The organism is Alloalcanivorax balearicus MACL04 (assembly GCF_025532145.1).
GTDB classification, from domain to species: Bacteria; Pseudomonadota; Gammaproteobacteria; order Pseudomonadales; family Alcanivoracaceae; genus Alloalcanivorax; species Alloalcanivorax balearicus.
In genome coordinates, this window is sequence record NZ_ARXS01000007.1 from 35,415 (window position 1) to 53,574 (window position 18,160).

At 62.2% G+C, this 18,160-nt stretch carries 15 protein-coding genes; 12 read left to right on the forward strand and 3 right to left on the reverse strand.

All coding sequences use genetic code 11. From position 1 onward, the window contains the following. Positions 1-28: 28 nt before the first annotated feature. Positions 29-1,075, reverse strand: coding sequence for a tRNA epoxyqueuosine(34) reductase QueG (gene queG, locus MA04_RS07940; RefSeq protein WP_262460041.1), 1,047 nt, complete (start codon positions 1,073-1,075; stop codon positions 29-31). A 64-nt stretch (positions 1,076-1,139) separates the two neighbouring features. Between queG and MA04_RS07945 the strand changes: the two genes are divergently transcribed. From MA04_RS07945 to MA04_RS08000, 12 genes are all read left to right on the forward strand, one after another. Further along, the gene (locus MA04_RS07945; protein WP_262460042.1) at positions 1,140-2,630 is read left to right on the forward strand and encodes an NAD(P)H-hydrate dehydratase; all 1,491 of its coding nucleotides are present in this window, start codon (positions 1,140-1,142) and stop codon (positions 2,628-2,630) included. Next, entirely contained in the window at positions 2,620-3,051 is a 432-nt protein-coding gene (gene tsaE / locus MA04_RS07950) for a tRNA (adenosine(37)-N6)-threonylcarbamoyltransferase complex ATPase subunit type 1 TsaE (protein ID WP_163123394.1), read from the forward strand. Before MA04_RS07945 ends, tsaE begins: the two co-directional genes overlap by 11 nt. Before the next feature lie 43 nt (positions 3,052-3,094). After that, positions 3,095-4,411 carry an N-acetylmuramoyl-L-alanine amidase gene (locus MA04_RS07955; RefSeq protein ID WP_316252588.1) on the forward strand — a complete coding sequence of 439 codons (1,317 nt, stop codon included), beginning with the start codon at positions 3,095-3,097 and terminating at the stop codon, positions 4,409-4,411. A 48-nt stretch (positions 4,412-4,459) separates the two neighbouring features. Beyond that, on the forward strand, positions 4,460-6,307 hold the full coding sequence (mutL, locus tag MA04_RS07960) for a DNA mismatch repair endonuclease MutL (RefSeq protein WP_262460043.1): 1,848 nt from the start codon (positions 4,460-4,462) through the stop codon (positions 6,305-6,307). Then, positions 6,307-7,311, forward strand: a complete 1,005-nt coding sequence (gene miaA / locus MA04_RS07965) for a tRNA (adenosine(37)-N6)-dimethylallyltransferase MiaA (RefSeq protein WP_262460044.1) — start codon at positions 6,307-6,309, stop codon at positions 7,309-7,311. Before mutL ends, miaA begins: the two co-directional genes overlap by 1 nt. Before the next feature lie 201 nt (positions 7,312-7,512). Next, positions 7,513-7,812, forward strand: a complete 300-nt coding sequence (hfq, locus tag MA04_RS07970; RefSeq protein ID WP_014993139.1) for an RNA chaperone Hfq — start codon at positions 7,513-7,515, stop codon at positions 7,810-7,812. A 156-nt stretch (positions 7,813-7,968) separates the two neighbouring features. Further along, entirely contained in the window at positions 7,969-9,336 is a 1,368-nt protein-coding gene (gene hflX, locus MA04_RS07975) for a ribosome rescue GTPase HflX (RefSeq protein ID WP_163123405.1), read from the forward strand. Positions 9,337-9,347: 11 nt separating this feature from the next. After that, the gene (gene hflK, locus MA04_RS07980; protein WP_262460045.1) at positions 9,348-10,532 is read left to right on the forward strand and encodes an FtsH protease activity modulator HflK; all 1,185 of its coding nucleotides are present in this window, start codon (positions 9,348-9,350) and stop codon (positions 10,530-10,532) included. Then, positions 10,532-11,593: a protease modulator HflC gene (gene hflC / locus MA04_RS07985; RefSeq protein ID WP_163123411.1), complete on the forward strand. Its 1,062-nt coding sequence runs from the start codon at positions 10,532-10,534 to the stop codon at positions 11,591-11,593. Before hflK ends, hflC begins: the two co-directional genes overlap by 1 nt. Before the next feature lie 75 nt (positions 11,594-11,668). Continuing rightward, on the forward strand, positions 11,669-11,866 hold the full coding sequence (locus MA04_RS07990; RefSeq protein WP_163123414.1) for a DUF2065 domain-containing protein: 198 nt from the start codon (positions 11,669-11,671) through the stop codon (positions 11,864-11,866). A 16-nt stretch (positions 11,867-11,882) separates the two neighbouring features. Next, positions 11,883-13,106 carry an ATP phosphoribosyltransferase regulatory subunit gene (locus MA04_RS07995; RefSeq protein ID WP_262460046.1) on the forward strand — a complete coding sequence of 408 codons (1,224 nt, stop codon included), beginning with the start codon at positions 11,883-11,885 and terminating at the stop codon, positions 13,104-13,106. Further along, complete coding sequence (locus MA04_RS08000; protein WP_163123421.1) at positions 13,066-14,358, forward strand: adenylosuccinate synthase; 1,293 nt, start codon at positions 13,066-13,068, stop codon at positions 14,356-14,358. Before MA04_RS07995 ends, MA04_RS08000 begins: the two co-directional genes overlap by 41 nt. Positions 14,359-14,437: 79 nt before the next feature. Here MA04_RS08000 and MA04_RS08005 read toward each other — a convergent pair whose 3' ends face one another. Together MA04_RS08005 and MA04_RS08010 are read right to left on the reverse strand one after the other, a co-directional pair. Next, positions 14,438-16,072 carry a hypothetical protein gene (locus MA04_RS08005; RefSeq protein WP_262460047.1) on the reverse strand — a complete coding sequence of 545 codons (1,635 nt, stop codon included), beginning with the start codon at positions 16,070-16,072 and terminating at the stop codon, positions 14,438-14,440. Positions 16,073-16,153: 81 nt separating this feature from the next. Next, positions 16,154-17,896 carry a PhoX family protein gene (locus MA04_RS08010; RefSeq protein WP_022993848.1) on the reverse strand — a complete coding sequence of 581 codons (1,743 nt, stop codon included), beginning with the start codon at positions 17,894-17,896 and terminating at the stop codon, positions 16,154-16,156. Positions 17,897-18,160: the final 264 nt, after the last annotated feature.

The window sequence follows — 18,160 nt, forward strand, 5'->3', positions numbered from 1 at the left end:
GGAAAAGGTTCCCCTGCCAAGTGGTCGTTCAGGTCAACAGGCGATGCAGGGCCCAGCTCACGTGCTCACGCACCAGCTCGCTGGGATCGTCCCGCCGCGAGCGCAACGCACCGATGGCCTCCATGCTGGCCGGGCCATTGCCCAACGCCACCGCCAGATTGCGCAACCAGCGCTGATAGCCGGCGCGGCGGATTGGCGAGCCTTCGGTGCAACGCAAGAAAGTGGCTTCGTCCCACAGAAACAGAGTAACCAGATCGCTGTTTTCCAACTGATGCCGGGGATGAAAGTCGCCCTCGCCGGTGAATTGAGCGAAACGGTTCCAGGGGCACATGAGCTGGCAGTCGTCACAACCGAAGACGCGGTTGCCGATGCCGGCGCGGAGGGTCTCCGGGATGGAGCCCGGATGCTCGATGGTCAGGTAGGAAATACAACGCCGGGCATCCAACTGGTAGGGGGCGACGATGGCGTCGGTGGGGCAGACCGTCATACAGGCGGAACATTTGCCGCAGCGGTCTTCCACCGGCTGATCCACTGGCAATGGCAGATCGGTGTAGATCTCGCCGAGAAAAAACCAACTGCCGGCCTCGCGATTGATCAGTAGCGTATGCTTGCCCTGCCAGCCCAGTCCGGCTTTGGCGGCCAGCGGCTTTTCCATCACCGGCGCGCTGTCGACAAACGCCCGGGCCAGTTCGCTGTCACTGACTTGTTCGCGGATCCAGCGCGCCAGTGTCGCCAGCCGCTTGCGTACCAGCTTGTGATAGTCGCGTCCCAGAGCGTAGCGTGACACATAGGCCTTCTCGCCCTGCTTGAGCAGCTTCACCGGCTGGGTGTCCGGCGGCAGATAATTCATGCGCAGGGAGATCACCCGCAGAGTGCCGGGTTCCAGCTCCCGTGGTCTTGAACGCTTGTGTCCATGGGCTTCCATCCACTTCATTTCACCGTGGTATCCGGCGTCCAACCAGCGTCGCAACCTCGTCTCGGCCTCTCCGAGGTCGATATCGGCCACCCCAAGTTGCTGGAAACCCAGCAGCCTGGCCTGTTCGGCCAGTTGTGTTTTGAAATGAGTGAAATCCATGGAGTGATCGAGAACTGTACGTGGTCAACGTATAATGGAGGATGTTCGCGACAGGATAGCAGCGATGGCCATGGCACCGTTACCCAATCGACTTTACAGCGCCGCCCAGACCCGGGAACTGGACCGGCTCGCCATTGCCGGGGGCGTCAGCGGCGCCACGCTGATGGCCCGGGCGGGACAGGCCGCCTTTGACCTGATGCTGCAGCGTTGGCCGGAGGTGCGTGAGCCGGCGATCTTGTGCGGTGCGGGTAACAACGGTGGTGACGGCTATGTGGTGGCGCGCCTGGCCCAGGAAGCCGGGCTGCGGCCCGTGGTGTATCAGTGGCGTCCGCTGGATCGCCTTGGCGGTGATGCCCTGGCCATGGCGGAGGCGGCCCGTGATGCCGGGGTGCCGATGCAGCCATTGAATCTGGATAACCTGCCGCTTACCGCGCCGCTATTGGTGGACGGCCTGCTGGGAACCGGCATCAGCGGGGCGTTGCGCGACGACATGCGGGCTTTGCTGCAGGCGCTCGATGCCTTGGGCAAGCCGGTACTGGCTCTGGATGTTCCCTCCGGCTTGTCGGCGGACTCAGGGGCCAGCGCCGGTGCCGTGTTGAGCGCGGATTGCACCATTACCTTCATCGGCGTGAACCGCGGCCTGCTCACCGGGGTGGGGCCATGCCACAGCGGCCAACTGGTGTTCTCCGGCCTTAACGTGGACGAGGCCGTGTATCAGGCCATACCCGATCCGGTTTGGCGGCCTACGCCCTTGGATCTGCGCCGCTGGCTGCCGCGTCGGCGCCGTGACGGCCACAAGGGCCATTACGGTCACGTCCTGGTGATCGGTGGCGACCATGGTTTCGCCGGCGCGCCGTCCATGAGCGCCCAGGCCGCTGCCCGCTGCGGCGCTGGTTTGGTCAGTCTCGCCACCCGCGCCGAAAATCTGACCGCGGTACTGGCCCGGCAGCCGGAAATCATGGCGCGGGCGGTGGAGGACGTCGCCGAGCTGGAGCCACTGCTGGAACGGGCCACGGTAGTGGCGGTGGGGCCGGGGCTGGGCACTGGCGAGTGGGGGCAAACGTTACTGAAACGGGCGCTGATGACGGACCTGCCGCTGGTGCTGGACGCCGATGCCCTGAACTTGCTGGCCGACTGGGGCGTGGACGCCAACGATCACTGGGTATTGACGCCCCATCCCGGTGAGGCCGGACGGCTGTTGGGCAGCGACAGCGCCACTGTGCAACGGGATCGCTTTGCCGCCGTGGAAGCCCTGGCCAGCCGTTACGGCGGTACCGCCCTGCTCAAGGGGCTGGGTACTCTGGTGCGTGGCGGGGACGGTTGCGCTCTGATCAGCGACGGCAACCCTGGCATGGGCAGTGGCGGCATGGGCGATGTGCTCACCGGCGTTATCGCCGCGTTACTGGCCCAGGGGGTTCCGCCGTATCTGGCCGCTACCCTGGGCGCCATGGCGCATGCCCGGGCCGCCGATCGGGCCGCCGCCGAGCACGGCGAGCGCGGGCTGTTGGCCACGGATCTTTTACCGCCGTTACGATGGGAATTGAATGGAAAATAAACCAACCGGATCCCGCTATTTGGCGGACGAGACGGCCACCCTGGCCCTGGGCGCGGAATTGGCCGCCGTGCTCAAATCCGGCCAATGCGTTTACCTGTTGGGGGACCTGGGGGCGGGCAAGACCACCCTGATGCGCGGGCTGCTGCGGGGGCTGGGACACCAGGGGGCGGTGAAGAGCCCGACTTACACGCTGGTGGAACCCTATGAGCTCGATGGCGTCCATATCTATCATTTTGACTTGTACCGGCTGGCGGATCCCGAGGAGTTGGAATTGATCGGCATTCGGGATTATTTCGACGGCCACGGGCTGTGTGTGTTGGAATGGCCGCAAAAAGGCGCGGGGGTGATTCCGGCGCCGGATCTCACCGTGACACTGACCGTGCAGCCGCCGGGGCGTAATGCGAATTTGGAGTGGGCGTAGCCGAACTATGGGTGTAAATCAGCGTAAGTCCGTCCGGGGAATAATGGCATGGCGTCTGCTCATCGGCATGCTGGGCGGCCTTCTGACGATGGCGGCACAGGCGGCGGTGAAAGTGGATTCCGTGCGCATGCACCGGGCTCCGGATCATACCCGGGTGGTGTTTGATCTGCCGGACCCGGTGGAGCACAAGGTGGACATCCTCGCCAACCCGGACCGGGTGGTGGTGGACCTGATGGACACCGATTTCAACTTTGACGTGAAAACGCTGGATGCGGGTAACGGGCCGGTGGCGGATATCCGTGTGGGACAGCACGCGGACAAGACCCGCATCGTATTCGACCTCAAGGCGGCGGTGCGGCCGCGCACCAATCTGCTGAAACCGGTGGCACCGCATGGCTGGCGTCTGGTGGTGGATCTCTTCGATAAGGATCCGCCGCCGGCGAAGACCATTCCCAAACCCAAGGCCTCGGCGGAAAAGCCCCGTGAAATGATCGTCGCGGTGGATGCCGGGCATGGCGGCGAGGACCCCGGCGCCAGAGGCCCCCGGGGCACCAAGGAAAAAGTGGTGGTGCTGCAGATCGCCAAGAAGGTTTACAACATGATCAACAACGAGCCGGGCATGCGCGCGGTGCTGGTTCGTGATGGCGACTACTATGTGCCATTGGCGGAGCGCCGCCGCATCGCCCGTGAGGACAATCACGCCGACGTGTTCATCTCGATCCACGCCGATGCCTTCACCGATGCCCGCGCCCGGGGCGCCAGTGTATTCGCGCTGTCCAACAGCGGCGCCACCAGTGCCCGGGCCCGTTATCTGGCCAAGATCGCCAACGAATCCGACCGTGTTGCCGGGGTCTACGAGGAGGAGAAGGACGACTCCAACCTGCTCAGCGTGCTGGCGGACATGCGCATGTCCGGCTCCATGGCGCACAGCCTCTATCTCGGGCGGCAGATCCTGCAGGAATTCAACGGTGTCACCAAGCTGCATGGCGACCGGACCACGGTGGAACAGGCCGGCTTCGCCGTATTGAAGGAGCCGGAAATGGTGTCGGTGTTGGTGGAGACCGGGTTTATTTCCAACCGCGAGGAAGAGGGTCTGTTGCGCTCCAGTACCCATCAGGCTCGTATCGCCCGGGCGGTGACCAATGGCGTTAAACGCTATTTCCAGACCCACCCGGCTCCGAACAGCTACTTCGCCGCCCAGCGCCGGCAGCAGGGGGATCAATACCGCATCCAGCCCGGTGATACCCTGTCCGCCATCGCCCGTGCCCATCAGGTGTCCGAGGACGCCTTGCGCGCCGCCAACAATCTCAACGGCGACCGTATCGTGGTGGGGCAGTTGCTGACCATTCCGGGCTCCTGATCCCGGAAAGCGGAAACAAAGCAGGGGCCGCGACCCCGGGAGACCATTTTGTCCAAGATTCAACTGCTGGATTCCCGCCTCGCCAACCAGATCGCCGCGGGTGAAGTGGTGGAACGGCCGGCGTCGGTACTCAAGGAACTGCTGGAAAACGCGTTGGATGCTGGTGCCCGGCAGATCACCGTGGACGTGGAGCAGGGCGGCACCAAGCTGATTCGGGTTCGCGACGACGGTAGCGGCATCGAGCGGGACGAGCTGCCGTTGGCGTTATCCCGGCATGCCACCAGCAAGATCCATGTGGCCGAGGACCTGGAAGCCATCGGCACCCTGGGGTTTCGCGGTGAGGCGCTGGCGGCGATCAGTTCGGTGTCGCGGCTGAGCCTGACCAGTAATACCGGTGAGCAGGCGGAAGGCTGGGAAGTGGTGGTGGAAGGCCGCGACATGGCCCCTTCGGTGACGCCGGCGGGGCATCCGCGCGGTACCACCGTGACCATGCGCGACCTGTTCTTCAACACCCCGGCCCGGCGCCGTTTCCTGCGCACCGAGAAAACCGAGTTCAACCATCTGGAGGAAGTGTTCCGGCGCATCGCCCTGAGTGAGTTCCAGACCGGATTCCGGCTCAGCCACAACCAGAAAGTGGTGCACCAGCTGCCCAGTGGCGACAACGAGGCGCTGCGGGCCGCCCGGGTGGCGCGATTGTGCGGCAGTGCTTTCATGGAGCAGTCGATGCCGGTGGACGTGTCCCACGCCGGCCTGCGCCTGCATGGCTGGCTCGGGCTGCCGACCTTCTCCCGTTCCCAGGCGGACTTGCAGTACTTCTATGTGAACGGCCGGGTGATCCGCGACAAGGTGGTCAGCCACGCGGTGCGGCAGGCCTATTCCGATGTGCTCTACCATGGCCGCCAGCCGGCGTTTGTGCTGTTCCTGGAACTGGATCCAGCACTGGTGGATGTGAACGTGCACCCCACCAAGCACGAAGTGCGTTTCCGCGAGCAGCGCATGGTCCATGACTTTCTCTATCGGACCCTGCACCGGGCGATCGCCGAGGTGCGCCCGGCGGACCGGCTGGACGTGCAGGCGTCGCCGCAGACGATGCCCTCCTGGTCAGCGCCGACTCAGGGAGCCATGCCGTTGACCCAGCCCCGCGACAGCGGGGCGGATGTCAGTGGGACTGGGTACCAGGGTGGGGGCGCGGCGCCGGCTTATCGTCCGCCGCCATCGGTTGCCGACGGCGACCGTCAGGCCAGTGCCTACGGTTCGTTGGTGACGCCCCGCCCGGAAGCCGTGCCGATGCCGGTGCCGGAACCAGGCCAGACGCCGCCGTTGGGCTACGCGGTGGCGCAGATCCATGGCATTTTCATCATCGCCGAGAATGAGCACGGCATGGTGCTGGTGGACATGCACGCGGCTCATGAGCGCATCACCTATGAGCGGCTCAAGCGGGACTGGGCCGAGGAGAAAGTGCGTGGGCAGCCCTTACTGGTGCCGGTGTCCATGGCGGTGTCATCACGGGAGGCGGATTTCGCCGAGCAGCAGCCGGAAGTGTTCCAGCGTCTCGGTTTTGGCGTCGAACGGGCCGGGCCGGAAACCCTGATGGTGCGGGAAGTACCGGTGTTGCTGCGTAACGCCGACAGCGAGACGCTGGTCCGTGACGTACTTTCCGACCTGCTCGCCCACGGCAGCAGTGAGCGCATCGAGCAGCATCTGGATGCGCTGTTGTCCTCCATGGCCTGCCACGGCAGCGTACGCGCCAATCGCAAGCTGACTATCCCGGAAATGAATGCTCTGTTGCGGGATATGGAGGCCACCGAGCGTTCGGGGCAATGCAACCACGGTCGCCCGACCTGGACCCAGATGAGCGTCAAGGACCTGGATCGCCTGTTCATGCGGGGGCAGTAATGGACGCTGGACGCCGGCCCGTTGTCTTCCTGATGGGGCCAACCGGGGCCGGTAAAACCGCCTTGGCCATGGACGCCGTAAGCCGGCTGCCAATGGAAATCATCAATGTGGACTCCGCTTTGGTGTATCGGGGGTTGGAAATCGGTGCCGCATGCCCCACTAAGGAAGAACTGGCGAAAGCGCCCCATCGGTTATTGGGGTTCCGGGATCCGTCGCAGCCCTATTCGGCGGCGGATTTTCGTACTGACGCGCTGGCCGAGATCGAGGATATCCAGCGGCGTGGCAAAGTGCCGCTGCTGGTCGGCGGCACCATGCTGTATTTCAAGGCCCTGACGGATGGGCTGGCGCCGATGCCACCGGCGGCCCCGGCGGTGCGGGCGGAAATCGCCGCCCTGGCCGAACGGGAAGGGTGGCCCGCGGTGCACGCGGAACTGGCCCGGGTCGACCCGGCCAGCGCCGGGCGCCTTAAACCCGGTGATCGGCAGCGGCTGCAGCGGGCGTTGGAAGTGTACCGGCTCACCGGCGAGCCGCTATCGGCGTTCCATGCCCGGCACGAGACCCGCGCGGAAGCTCTGGAACAGGGTTTTTACCGTTTCAGTGGTCTGCCCTCGCCGGTACTGAGTCTGGCGGTGGCGCCGCCGCGTGAGGAATTGCATCGGCGTATCGAGCAGCGCTTCCACGCCATGTTGCGGGACGGATTGTTGGAAGAAGTGGAAAGACTGTTTCTTCGCGGCGATTTGCACGGGAACCTGCCGGCGATCAAAGCCGTGGGCTACCGACAGGTATGGGCCTATTTGGACGGCCAATGGGATTACCCGACCATGGTCGAAAAAGGTATTATTGCGACACGCCAGTTGGCGAAACGGCAGCTCACCTGGTTGCGAAAATGGCCCGGATTGCAGTGGTACGACAGTACCGAGGAGAACCAGCGCAAGGCGTGCGCGGCGCGGCTTGCGCAGGTTTGTAAATCCGTGTTTAGTAGCGGTGAGAATGATCTGGGGTGAAACTTTTTCAAGGTCATGTTGCCGGATGAATCAATGAACGGATTCAGGGCCCGGAATCAAGGATGTCCGGGCTCGGATGGCCGGTCCTGGACGACCGGGGTACAACATTGAATTGAACACTCGCAGGACGCGGATTCAATGCGCTGATTGCCCGAACCGTTGGGCGCTACTTTTTATATTTGGATGCTGAGGAGAACTGCCATGTCAAAAGGGCATTCGCTACAAGACCCTTTTCTCAATGCGCTGAGAAAGGAACGTATTCCGGTTTCTATCTTTCTGGTTAACGGAATCAAACTGCAGGGGCAAATCGAGTCTTTCGACCAGTACGTGGTACTGCTGAAAAACGCGGTAAGCCAAATGGTGTATAAGCATGCTATTTCCACCGTGGTGCCCGCCCGCAATCCGCGTGCGTCCGGCGGTGGTAATCCGGCCATGCAAGGCACCACCGGTGCCGCCGCTGGCGGCCAGGCTGGGGCGGGTGACGAATACGGTAATCAATAGCCGCGTCGCCTGTTCCGGCTTATGCAAAGCCACGCCCTTGCGGCGTGGCTTTGTTTTGTCGACCACCCTGCACGGCGCTGTTGACGTGATGGCGGAAATTACATTCGGTCCGTCGTATTTGTGGCGTTCCCGCGGACTGTGGGTACACTGAGGTCCATGGATTTATTCGAACGTACTGAACAGGTACGCACCGGGGCTGGCGAACGGGCCATTCTGGTGCACATGGACCTGCCCGACGCCTTCGGGCGGGAGGATCTGGAGGAATTCCACCACCTGGTGGTGTCCAGCGGCGTGGTGCCCGTGGCGGAATTGCTGGGCAAGCGCGACCGTCCTGATCCGGCACTGTTCATCGGCAGCGGCAAGAGCGAGGAACTGGCCGAATTGGTACGCCAGGAAGAGGCCGACGTGGTGCTGTTCAACCACGCGCTCAGCCCGGCCCAGGAGCGCAATCTGGAGCGGGCGGCGAAATGCCGGGTACTTGACCGTACCGGCCTGATCCTGGACATCTTCGCCCAGCGTGCCCGTACCCACGAAGGGCGTCTGCAGGTGGAGCTGGCCCAATTGCGGCATCTGGCTTCAAGGCTGGTGCGCGGCTGGACTCACTTGGAGCGGCAGAAGGGCGGCATTGGCCTGCGTGGTCCCGGGGAAACACAGCTGGAAACGGACCGTCGCCTGATCCGGGATCGTATCCGCGCCATCGAGGCTCGTCTGGAAAAGGTGCGCAAGCAGCGAGAACAGGGGCGCCGGGCCCGTGACCGGTCGGAGACGCCGCTGATCTCCCTGGTGGGCTACACCAACGCCGGCAAGTCCACCCTGTTCAACGCGCTGACCACCGGCGAGGTTTATGTGGCGGACCAGCTGTTCGCCACTTTGGACCCGACCCTGCGCAAGGTGCGGGTGCCGGGCGTGGGACCAGCGATTCTGGCGGATACCGTGGGTTTTATCCGCCATTTGCCTCACCGTCTGGTGGAGGCCTTTCGGGCCACCCTGGAGGAAACCATCAACGCTTCCTTGCTGCTCCATATCACGGATTGCAGTGCCGAAGAGCGCGACGATAACGTGGCGTCGGTGAATGAGGTGCTGGAAGAGATTGGTGCCGATCAGGTGCCGGTGTTGCATGTCTACAACAAGGTGGACCGTTTCGGTGAGACGCCCCGGCTGGACCGGGACGAACAGGGGCTACCGTGGAGAGTGTGGCTGTCGGCCCGGGAGCAGAAAGGGTTTGATTTGTTGCACCAGGCGATCGCCGAACGTCTGGCTGAACACTGGGTGGACCGGTGGCTGCGTTTGCCGCCGGAGGCCGGGCGCCTGAGAGCGCGTTTGCATGAGGCGGGCGAGGTGCTGGCGGAGGAAGCCGGCACCGACGGCGCCATGTTGCTGAGGGTGCATCTGAATCGGGTGCACTTTGAACGCCTGCTGCGAGAAGCGGGTCTCAGCGAAAAGGATGTGTTGGTGCCCGCGCCTCAGGTTGCAGAGGGCTCGGCCCATTCCTACAATCCAGAACGCTCGCACAAAGCGGGATAACGGAGAAATCAATGGCCTGGAATGAACCTGGCGGTAATAAACCCAGGGATCCCTGGGGTGGGGGCGGTGGCGGAGATCAACGTCCACCCGATCTCGATGAAGCGCTGAAGAATCTGAAGGACCGCATCAACGGTCTGTTCGGAGGTAAAGGTGGCAGCGGTGGCGGTGGCAAGCGAGGCGCTGGCGTACCGAAAGGACTGCTGATCATCGTCGCTCTGGTGCTGGTGGTCGGCTATGTGATGATGGGCTTTTACCAGGTGGACCAGCGGGAGCAGGGCGTGGTACTGCGCTTCGGCAAGTTCAACCGCATAGTGGAGCCGGGCCTGAACTGGCGCGCGCCGGTGATCGAACAGGCGATGAAGGTGGATGTGGGCCAGAACCGCAGCTACGAGCTGAGCGAAGAAATGCTCACCCGCGACACCAATATCGTCTCCGTGACACTGGAAGTACAGTACAAGGTGCTGGACCCCCAGGCGTTTCTGCTGCGGGTGGCCGCTCCGGAAGCCATTCTTGAACACGCCACCAGCTCCGCGCTGCGTCATGTGGTGGGCAGTTCCACCATGGATGACGTGCTGCGTGATCAGCGTGAGGATATTCGCCTGGAGGTGCGCAAGCGGCTGCAGGAATACCTGGATCGCTATAACACCGGCCTGGTGATCAACCAGGTGGTGCTGGATCGTACCGCGGCACCGGATGCCGTGCGTGACGCCTTTGACGACGTGGCCAAGGCCCGTGAGGATGAGGACCGCTTCAAGAAGGAAGCGGAGGCGTACTACAACGCGATCATTCCACAAGCTCGTGGTAAGGCGGCGCGGATCACCGAGGAGGCCAAGGCCTACAAAGCCAAGGTGGTGGCCGAAGCCCAGGGTAACGCCGCGCGCTTCGAGGATCTGGTAGCTGAATATGAGAAGGCGCCGTCCATCACCCGGCACCGTTTATATCTGGACACCATCACGGAAGTGCTGGGCGCATCCAGCAAGGTTCTGGTTGATGTGAAAAACGGCAATAACCTGATGTATCTGCCTCTGGATCAACTGATGAAGCCAAGGGAAACCGCGAAAGGGGGCGAGAGTGGCTCCGGCGGGTCTTCCAGTAGCACATCACGCACCACCAATGCGGGCGCCGATGACGGTGGAAGCAGCGGGGGCCAGACGCCGCGCAGCCTGTATAACACCAACCGCACGGAGATTCGCTGATGGGTACACGAGGTTGGCTGATGCTGGTGGCGGCGGGCGTACTATTGCTGCTGGCATTCGATTCATTCTATATCGTCAATGAAACCGAGAAGGCGGTGCTCAAGCGCTTCAGCCGGATCGAAAGCACGGACATCAAACCCGGGCTGTATCCGAAGGTGCCGCTGATCGACGAAGTGATTCGCGTGGATGGCCGTCTGTTGACCCACGATGTGCCCACCCAGGCGTTTCTCACCGGTGAGAAGAAGCTGCTGAATGTGGATGCCTTCGTGACTTGGCGTATTGCCGACGTCCAGCGCTATATCGTCAGTGTCGGCGCGGGCTCCAACAACAGCATGGTGATGGAGCGCCGTGCCCGGGAGTTGCTCGATCCGCGTGTCAACGAGGCGTTGCGGAACCAGTTCGCCGCCCGCACGGTGCAGGAAGTGGTGGCGGGTCGAGGTGGCGAGCTGCCTGATGAGGCGCTGGATCCGTCCGCGGTGAGCACCGGTGAGGCCCTCGACAAAAGCGAGGAGCAACTGGCGTCCGAAGAGGACGAGGAATTCCGCAAGAAAGTGCAGGAGAAAGGGGCTACCCAGGCGTTGTTGGAAGACAAGCACGATCAGCGTGAGAAGCTGATGAACTCGGTGGCCGAGGAAGTGAACGCCGCCACTCTCCAGGACTTGGGGATCGAAGTGGTGGATGTCCGCGTGAAGCAGGTGGATTGGCCCGATGAAGTGCGTGGCCGGGTGTTCGACCGGATGCGTGCCGAGCGGGCCCGGGATGCCTCCGAGCATCGCTCCGAGGGGCGCGAGGAAGCGGAGCGGATCCGTGCCGCGGCCGATCGCGAGGAAACCGAGACCGTGGCGCGGGCCTATGAAGAGGCACAGAAAGTCCGTGGTGAAGGGGATGCCCTTGCCACCGGCATTTACGCCCGCGCCTACTCCCGCGATGAAGAGTTTTTCCGCTTCTACCGCAGCCTGCAAGCCTATCGGGAAAGCTTCAAATCGCCCAATGACATCCTGCTGCTGGAACCGGATAGCGATTTCTTCAGGTATCTAAAAGACTCCGAGGGCGGCCGTTAGTCGTCGGCCCTTGGTCCATGGTAGAATGCCGTAACCGGGTGCCTGGCACCCGGTTTTTTTGTGGACAGGCTCCGGATGGACTGGATTCTGCTGATCAAGGCGTTGTGTCTGGTGCTGGTGATCGAGGGGCTACCCCTGGCGCTGGCTCCGGAGCGCATGCGCCGCGCCGCCCTCGAACTGGCCCGTCTGGATGGCCGGATACTGCGCGTCTGTGGCCTGGTGGCCATGGCTGTGGGCGCGGGTATTCTGCTGTTCCTGCGGCCGGGCATGTGACTTTGAGAGCATGACAATGAATCAGGAAGAACAGTGGTTGCTCCCCGATGGCGTGGAAGAGGTCCTTCCCGAACGCGCCAGGGCCATCGAGCACCTGCGGCGCCGGGCGCTGGACCTGTACCAGTCCTGGGGCTATGAGTTGGTATTTCCGCCGCTCATCGAATTCCTGGAATCCCTGCTCAACGGCGCCGGCCGTGACCTGGAGCGGGAAACCTTCAAAATTACCGATCAACTCAGCGGCCGTCTGATGGGCGTGCGCGCGGATATGACGCCCCAGGTGGCGCGCATGGACGCCCACAGTCTGCGTCACCGTGCGCCGACGCGGCTGTGTTACTGCTCCACCGCGCTGCGTGCCCGCCCGGCCCAGGCCGGCGGTAGCCGCGTGCCTTACCAATTGGGCGTGGAACTGTTCGGCCATGACGGTGCCGAAAGCGATCTAGAAGTCATTCTATTGATGCTGGAAACCATGGCTCTGGCCGGAATCCAGGATCAGGTGGTGCTGGACCTGGGCCATGTCGGCATTTTCCGTTCTCTGGTGGCGGCCTGCGATCTGACCGCCGCCGACCAGGCCCGTCTGGAAGACATCTACTTGCGCAAGGCGCGCACGGAACTGGATGCGTTTCTGGCTGAGCGGACGCTGCCGGCGGCGGCCAGCCGGGCGCTGGCGGAACTGCCTTTCCTGGACGGCGACAGCGCGGTGTTCGAGCAGGCCCGGGCGTTGCTGGCGGATTTCCCCGAGGCCCTGGCGGCACTGGCCGCCCTTGAGGCGCTGGCTGAAGCGCTGGCCGGCTGTCCGGCCCGGTTACACCTGGATCTCGGGGAACTGCGCGGCTACCACTACCATACCGGTGTGGTGCTGGCGGTTTATCTGCCCGGTGACAGTGAACCGCTGGCCAAGGGCGGCCGCTATGATCATATCGGTGAAGTGTTTGGCCGGGCCCGTCCGGCCACCGGCTTCAGTGCCGACCTGAAGAAACTGGCGGCTTTGGCCGCCGTGCCCCGGGGGGGGGCAAGCTGTCCGATGCCGCCTTTACCGCTGAAGTGGCGGCATTGCGCGCGGACGGCGAACGTGTGGTGCTGGCTCTGCCCGGCGCCGATAACGACCCCGGCGAACTGGGGTGTGACCGGCAACTGGTGGCCGCCGACAATGGCTGGACCATTCAACCCATTTCCTCCTGAACAGCGAAGCAGCGATAGCCATGGGCAAGAACGTCGTAATTCTCGGTACCCAATGGGGTGATGAAGGCAAGGGCAAGATCGTCGATCTGCTCACCGATCAGGTGGCCTACGTGGCCCGTTTCCAAGGCGGGCATAATGCCGGCCATACCCTGGTGATCGATGGCAAGAAGACCGTGCTGCATCTGATTCCGTCCGGCATTCTCCGCGACGGCGTGCAATGCATGATCGGCAACGGCGTGGTGCTGGCGCCGGACGCTTTGCTCAAGGAAATGCGGGGGCTGGAGGAGCAGGGCGTGCCGGTGCGTGAGCGTCTGCGATTGTCTTCCGCCTGCCCGCTGATCCTGCCGGTGCACGTGGCCCTGGATCAGGCCCGTGAAGTGGCGCGCGGTGCCCAGAAGATCGGCACCACCGGTCGCGGCATCGGCCCGGCTTACGAAGACAAAGTGGCGCGCCGTGGCGTGCGTCTCGGCGATCTGTTCCACCGTGAACGGTTCGCCGCCAAGCTGGGTGAAGTGATGGATTACCATAACTTCATCCTGCGCAGCTTCTACAATGCCGAGCCGGTGGATTTCCAGAAGACGCTGGACGATCTGCTGGCCATGGCGGAAGAGCTGCGCCCGATGGTATGCGATGTCACCGCCGAGCTGCATCACGCGCGCGAGCGTGGTGAAAACATCATGTTCGAGGGCGCCCAGGGCACGCTGCTGGACATCGACCACGGCACCTACCCCTACGTGACCAGTTCCAACACCACCGCCGGCGGTGCCGCCACCGGTTCCGGCTTCGGCCCGCTGTATCTTGATTACGTGCTGGGGATTACCAAGGCCTATACCACCCGGGTAGGTGGCGGCCCCTTCCCCACCGAGCTGTTCGACGAGACCGGCCGCTATCTGGCCGAAAAAGGCCACGAGTTCGGTGCCACCACCGGCCGCGCCCGGCGTTGCGGCTGGTTTGACGCCATCGCTTTGAAGCGGGCTATCCAGATCAACTCGATCAGTGGTCTGTGTCTGACCAAGCTGGACGTGCTGGATGGCCTGGAAGAAGTGCGTATCTGCGTGGGCTATAAAAACGCCGCCGGTGACAAACTGGAGTGCGCCTGGGACGCGGACAGCTACGCCGAAGTGACGCCGATGTACGAATCCCTGCCGGGCTGGAAGGAATCCACCCTGGGCGTGAAGAAGCTCGAGGACCTGCCGGAAAACGCGAAGGCCTACCTCAAGCGCATCGAGGAAGTGACCGGCGCGCCCATCGACATTATTTCCACCGGACCGGATCGGGTGGAAACCATCATCAAGCGTAATCCGTTCTCCTGAGTTTCGCTTCCGCTGATAAAAAAGGCCGGCAATAGCCGGCCTTTTTTTGTGTGTGACCCGTCCTGAATAGAGTTGACACTCAATTCGTGCCAGCGGACCAATCCAGCCGGATTTCATAGCCGTCGATGCGTTTTTCCGGTTTCAGAGGTTCGATGTCGTCCGGGTTGATATGACGGAACACATTCTTCGCTGGCGCCAGGGTGGCGTCGCGGCCGTACAGGAAGCTCTGTTCCTCGACGATCAACTTGTAGGCCTTGTTCAGTGACAGGGCGCGGTCGCGGCTCGGCGTGATCAGTTCGTAGACATCGGCCTTGGCGATCTTTTCCAAATCGACGCTGCCGTCCTCGTTGAACCAGCGCGTTTGCATTTCGCCATTCTCACGGAACTCGTTACCGCCACCGACCAGACCGAGGTATTGGGCGATCTCACCCAGGGGCTGATTCAGTGCCGGCGCATCCGGCATGCCTTTCAGATCGATGTAGCCCCAGCCCTCGGCACCGGTGACTTTGCGGGGGAAAGCGAAAGTCTGGTCGATGGTGGTGCCAACGGTGGTGTGGCAGCCCATACAGAAACGCTGTTCCTGGTTGCTCTGCGGGCGCAGGCTGCCGTCCGCCTTTTCGATGAAGCCCAGCACCATCCAACCAAAGCCGTTATCCATGCCTCGATCGCCATGGTCGGTATAGGTGGGCAGGTTGCCCTCGGCCTTTTCCTGATGTTCATTGCCGTACAATGATTTCAACTGAGCGCTATTGAAAGAGCGAATTTTGTTCATGTAGCGCACTTCCTTCATGCGCCGGGGAATGCCGATATTACCTTGATCGTCCACGCCCACATAACGCACCGTATGCAGAAATTCGATGCCTGTGGGGTAGAGCATGTTGGTGACGGGGACATCCTCGGCGCCGCCGAGATAATGATCCCGTCGCGCTATTTCGTGGGCGGTGGCCAGAGTGCCGTCACCATCCAGATCGGTGCAGACCGCGGTTTCGTCGATCGGTGGTGTGGTGATACTGTCCAGCTCCTTGATCGCCATTTCCATCAACGACAGATTGGCCAGATAGACGTCCCGGGACTCGCCGGCCAGGCAGGTGCTGGTGCGAAATTTTTCGGGCAACCGCACCATGACGTCATCGGTGCTACCGTTGGTGGGCCAGAACGTGCTGGGCAGAGGTTTGTAGTTGAAGGCTACCCAGTGGCTGCCATCGCGGGCGAAACCCTGCTCGTCGAAGGCGCGGGCGCCGTTCTGAAGATTGCGAATATAAGGGACCGGTCCTTTCCAGTCGCTGTTCTCAGCCAGCGCCTTCATGTAAGGCGTGTAATTGTCCTGGTTGATGTAGCGAATGATGTCCTGATCCGACATCTTCGCCACGGCGTCACGCCGGTCCACGAACAGGTTGAGCCAGTGGTTGGTCTCGCCCAGTTCGGAAAAATCGTAGCTGCCCTGCAGGTAACCATCCCACATGGTGTTGGGACGAGTCCGGTTCGGATAGGTCTGATGACAGGTGTAGCAGGGATTGAAGTCGCCTTCGGTGCGGGTATAGCACTGCGGCGGAATCGGCGCTTCCTGGTTATAGATGCTGTTCAGATCCGGCGGCAACTGCCGCTGTGGACCGGACTCCACGGCTGCCTGAACGGAAGTGCCGGGCTCCGGCCGGTCGCCCTGATCGCAGGCGCTCAGAGCCAGGGCAAGCAGCGGAACGATAGTGTATTTCATGAAAGAAGCCTGTTGCGATGAAGACGGCAAAGGGGAGGGCGCCTTGAGCGCTCCTCCCCCTGGATTGTGGAGCCGGAGTGATCAGGATTCCGGATCCAGCAGCCAGACCATGTTGTTTTCATGGTTGCCGGTGTCCTCACCGATCAGGATGCGGCCGTCATTCATGACCGCCACGTTGTCCGGACCAGACAGGCCATCCACGCTGCAGGTGTTGGCTTCGTCGGTGGGCTGGTAGGGTCCACCCAGTTCCACCATTTCCAGGCGGGCAACGTCGTAACCGGCTTGCAAAGGCATGCGGAAAACGCCGCCGCAACGGGCATCGTCGTTGGTCAGTTGAATGGCGCCTTCCTCATCCAGCATGGTGCCGGAGATGTCGGACATGGCTACATAAACGTAGGCCTGTTCTCCGTCCCCTTCCACACTAGCCTCGGCAAGGGTCAGGTTGATGTTGATGCCTTCCATCTTGTTGAACTCGCCGGTGGCGCCCAGTTTCACCGCCGCCTTGCGGGATTCCAGGAAGGCCACGCGATCATCGCCAAACGGGTTGGCGGCCACATCGCCGCTGCCATCCAGGTCTTCGTCAAGCTTGCTTTCCGCCCAGTCATTGATCTGCTGTTCGCTGATATAGCTGTTTTCGCCTTCCACATAGTCAGCGACGGTGATGCCATCGTAGTCCGCGACCCAGCTCTGGATCTCGGCGTTGGTGCCGTGGGCCAGTTCGATCCACTCCAGGTCGAAACCTGCTTGGGCGGCGTCCATGGGAATGGAGTCGGAAGTGGCTTTGGCGGCGTAGAGCGTGCCACTGCCCAGGTTGCCGGCCTCGTCGGCGACGAACTTGAACATGATCACGCCGCCGCCGTCGTCGCTCATGTAGACGGTCTTCTGATCCGGCATCACCACGGCGTTTTCATGGGAGTAGCGGCCCAAGGTGAAATGCTTCACCGGGGCGGGTGTGTCGGTGGGATTGGTGATCTCGACGATGTAACCGTAGTGGTACGGGTTCGGGTAGGCAGTTGTGTAGCTGGAATCGGTTTTGCCGGCCAGATAATCCGCCAGATCCTGCACTCCGCCTTCGTTGGGGGCGTTCCAGTTAGCAGTGTCGTCAAAGTAAAGCTCTTCGGACGTCAGCGGGGTATTCCAGGGGGAAACCGTACCGAAGCAATTAACCCAGGTGCCGTGCACGGCGGAGAAGTCGACCATGGTGGCGTCGTTGTTTTGCACCTCCCAGCTGCCTTCGGCCGTGCGGATCAGGTGCAGGCGGCTCATGCCACCCGGGCGATCTTCCCAGTTGGTGAACAGATAGCCTTCGTTTTCACTCACCGGTACCCAGCCGTTGAAATCGGGGTCGTTGGAAACGCGGATCGTGGCGCTGCCGTCCTTCACGTTGATGGCGCCCAGGCCGCTGGGTTCTGGTGCGCCGCCCCAGTCGTTGCCCTGCTGACCAAGCACGTTATAACGGCCCACCGCCACGCGCATGATCTGCTTCTCCTCGTCGGTTTCCGGTACGGAAACAGGCTCGAAGTAGTCATGGATGTCCATGCCTTCGATCAAGCCCACGGTAGCGAGCGTGTAGGTGTGGCCGGACTCGTCCTGAGTGACGTTGGCATCGGAAGGATGCTGGATGTTGGTGAAGACTTCACCGTCTTCCTTCATGAACAGGCCGGTGGCTTCGGAGCCAAGCGGCAAGGTGGCGATACGGGTCAGCCGTTCCATCTGTGGCTGCGGATCAGGGTCGTTATCACTGTCGCTTCCGCAACCAGTGACTGCCATGGAAATGGCAACCGCCAGTGCGCCCAGTTTAAAAGCGTCGTTCCTCAGAGACATGGATAGCTCCGTCTACTATTGTTTGGAATTGGGGTGCGAATAGAGTGGGGGGCGAGGATGGCGTTTTAATGAGAGAAAAATGACAAAAATATTTCTCGTCATGAGAAGTGAGTAATCAGCGGCGTGGTGATTGTTGACTGGCGGCGGGATCAGGCCTTCGTTTCGGGGTGCCCGGTCAAATTTTGATTTGTTATATCGTTACATTTAAGAGGAGATGGCCGCCACTTCACAACACATTCCTGCAAGTATCTCAAAACTGTCATA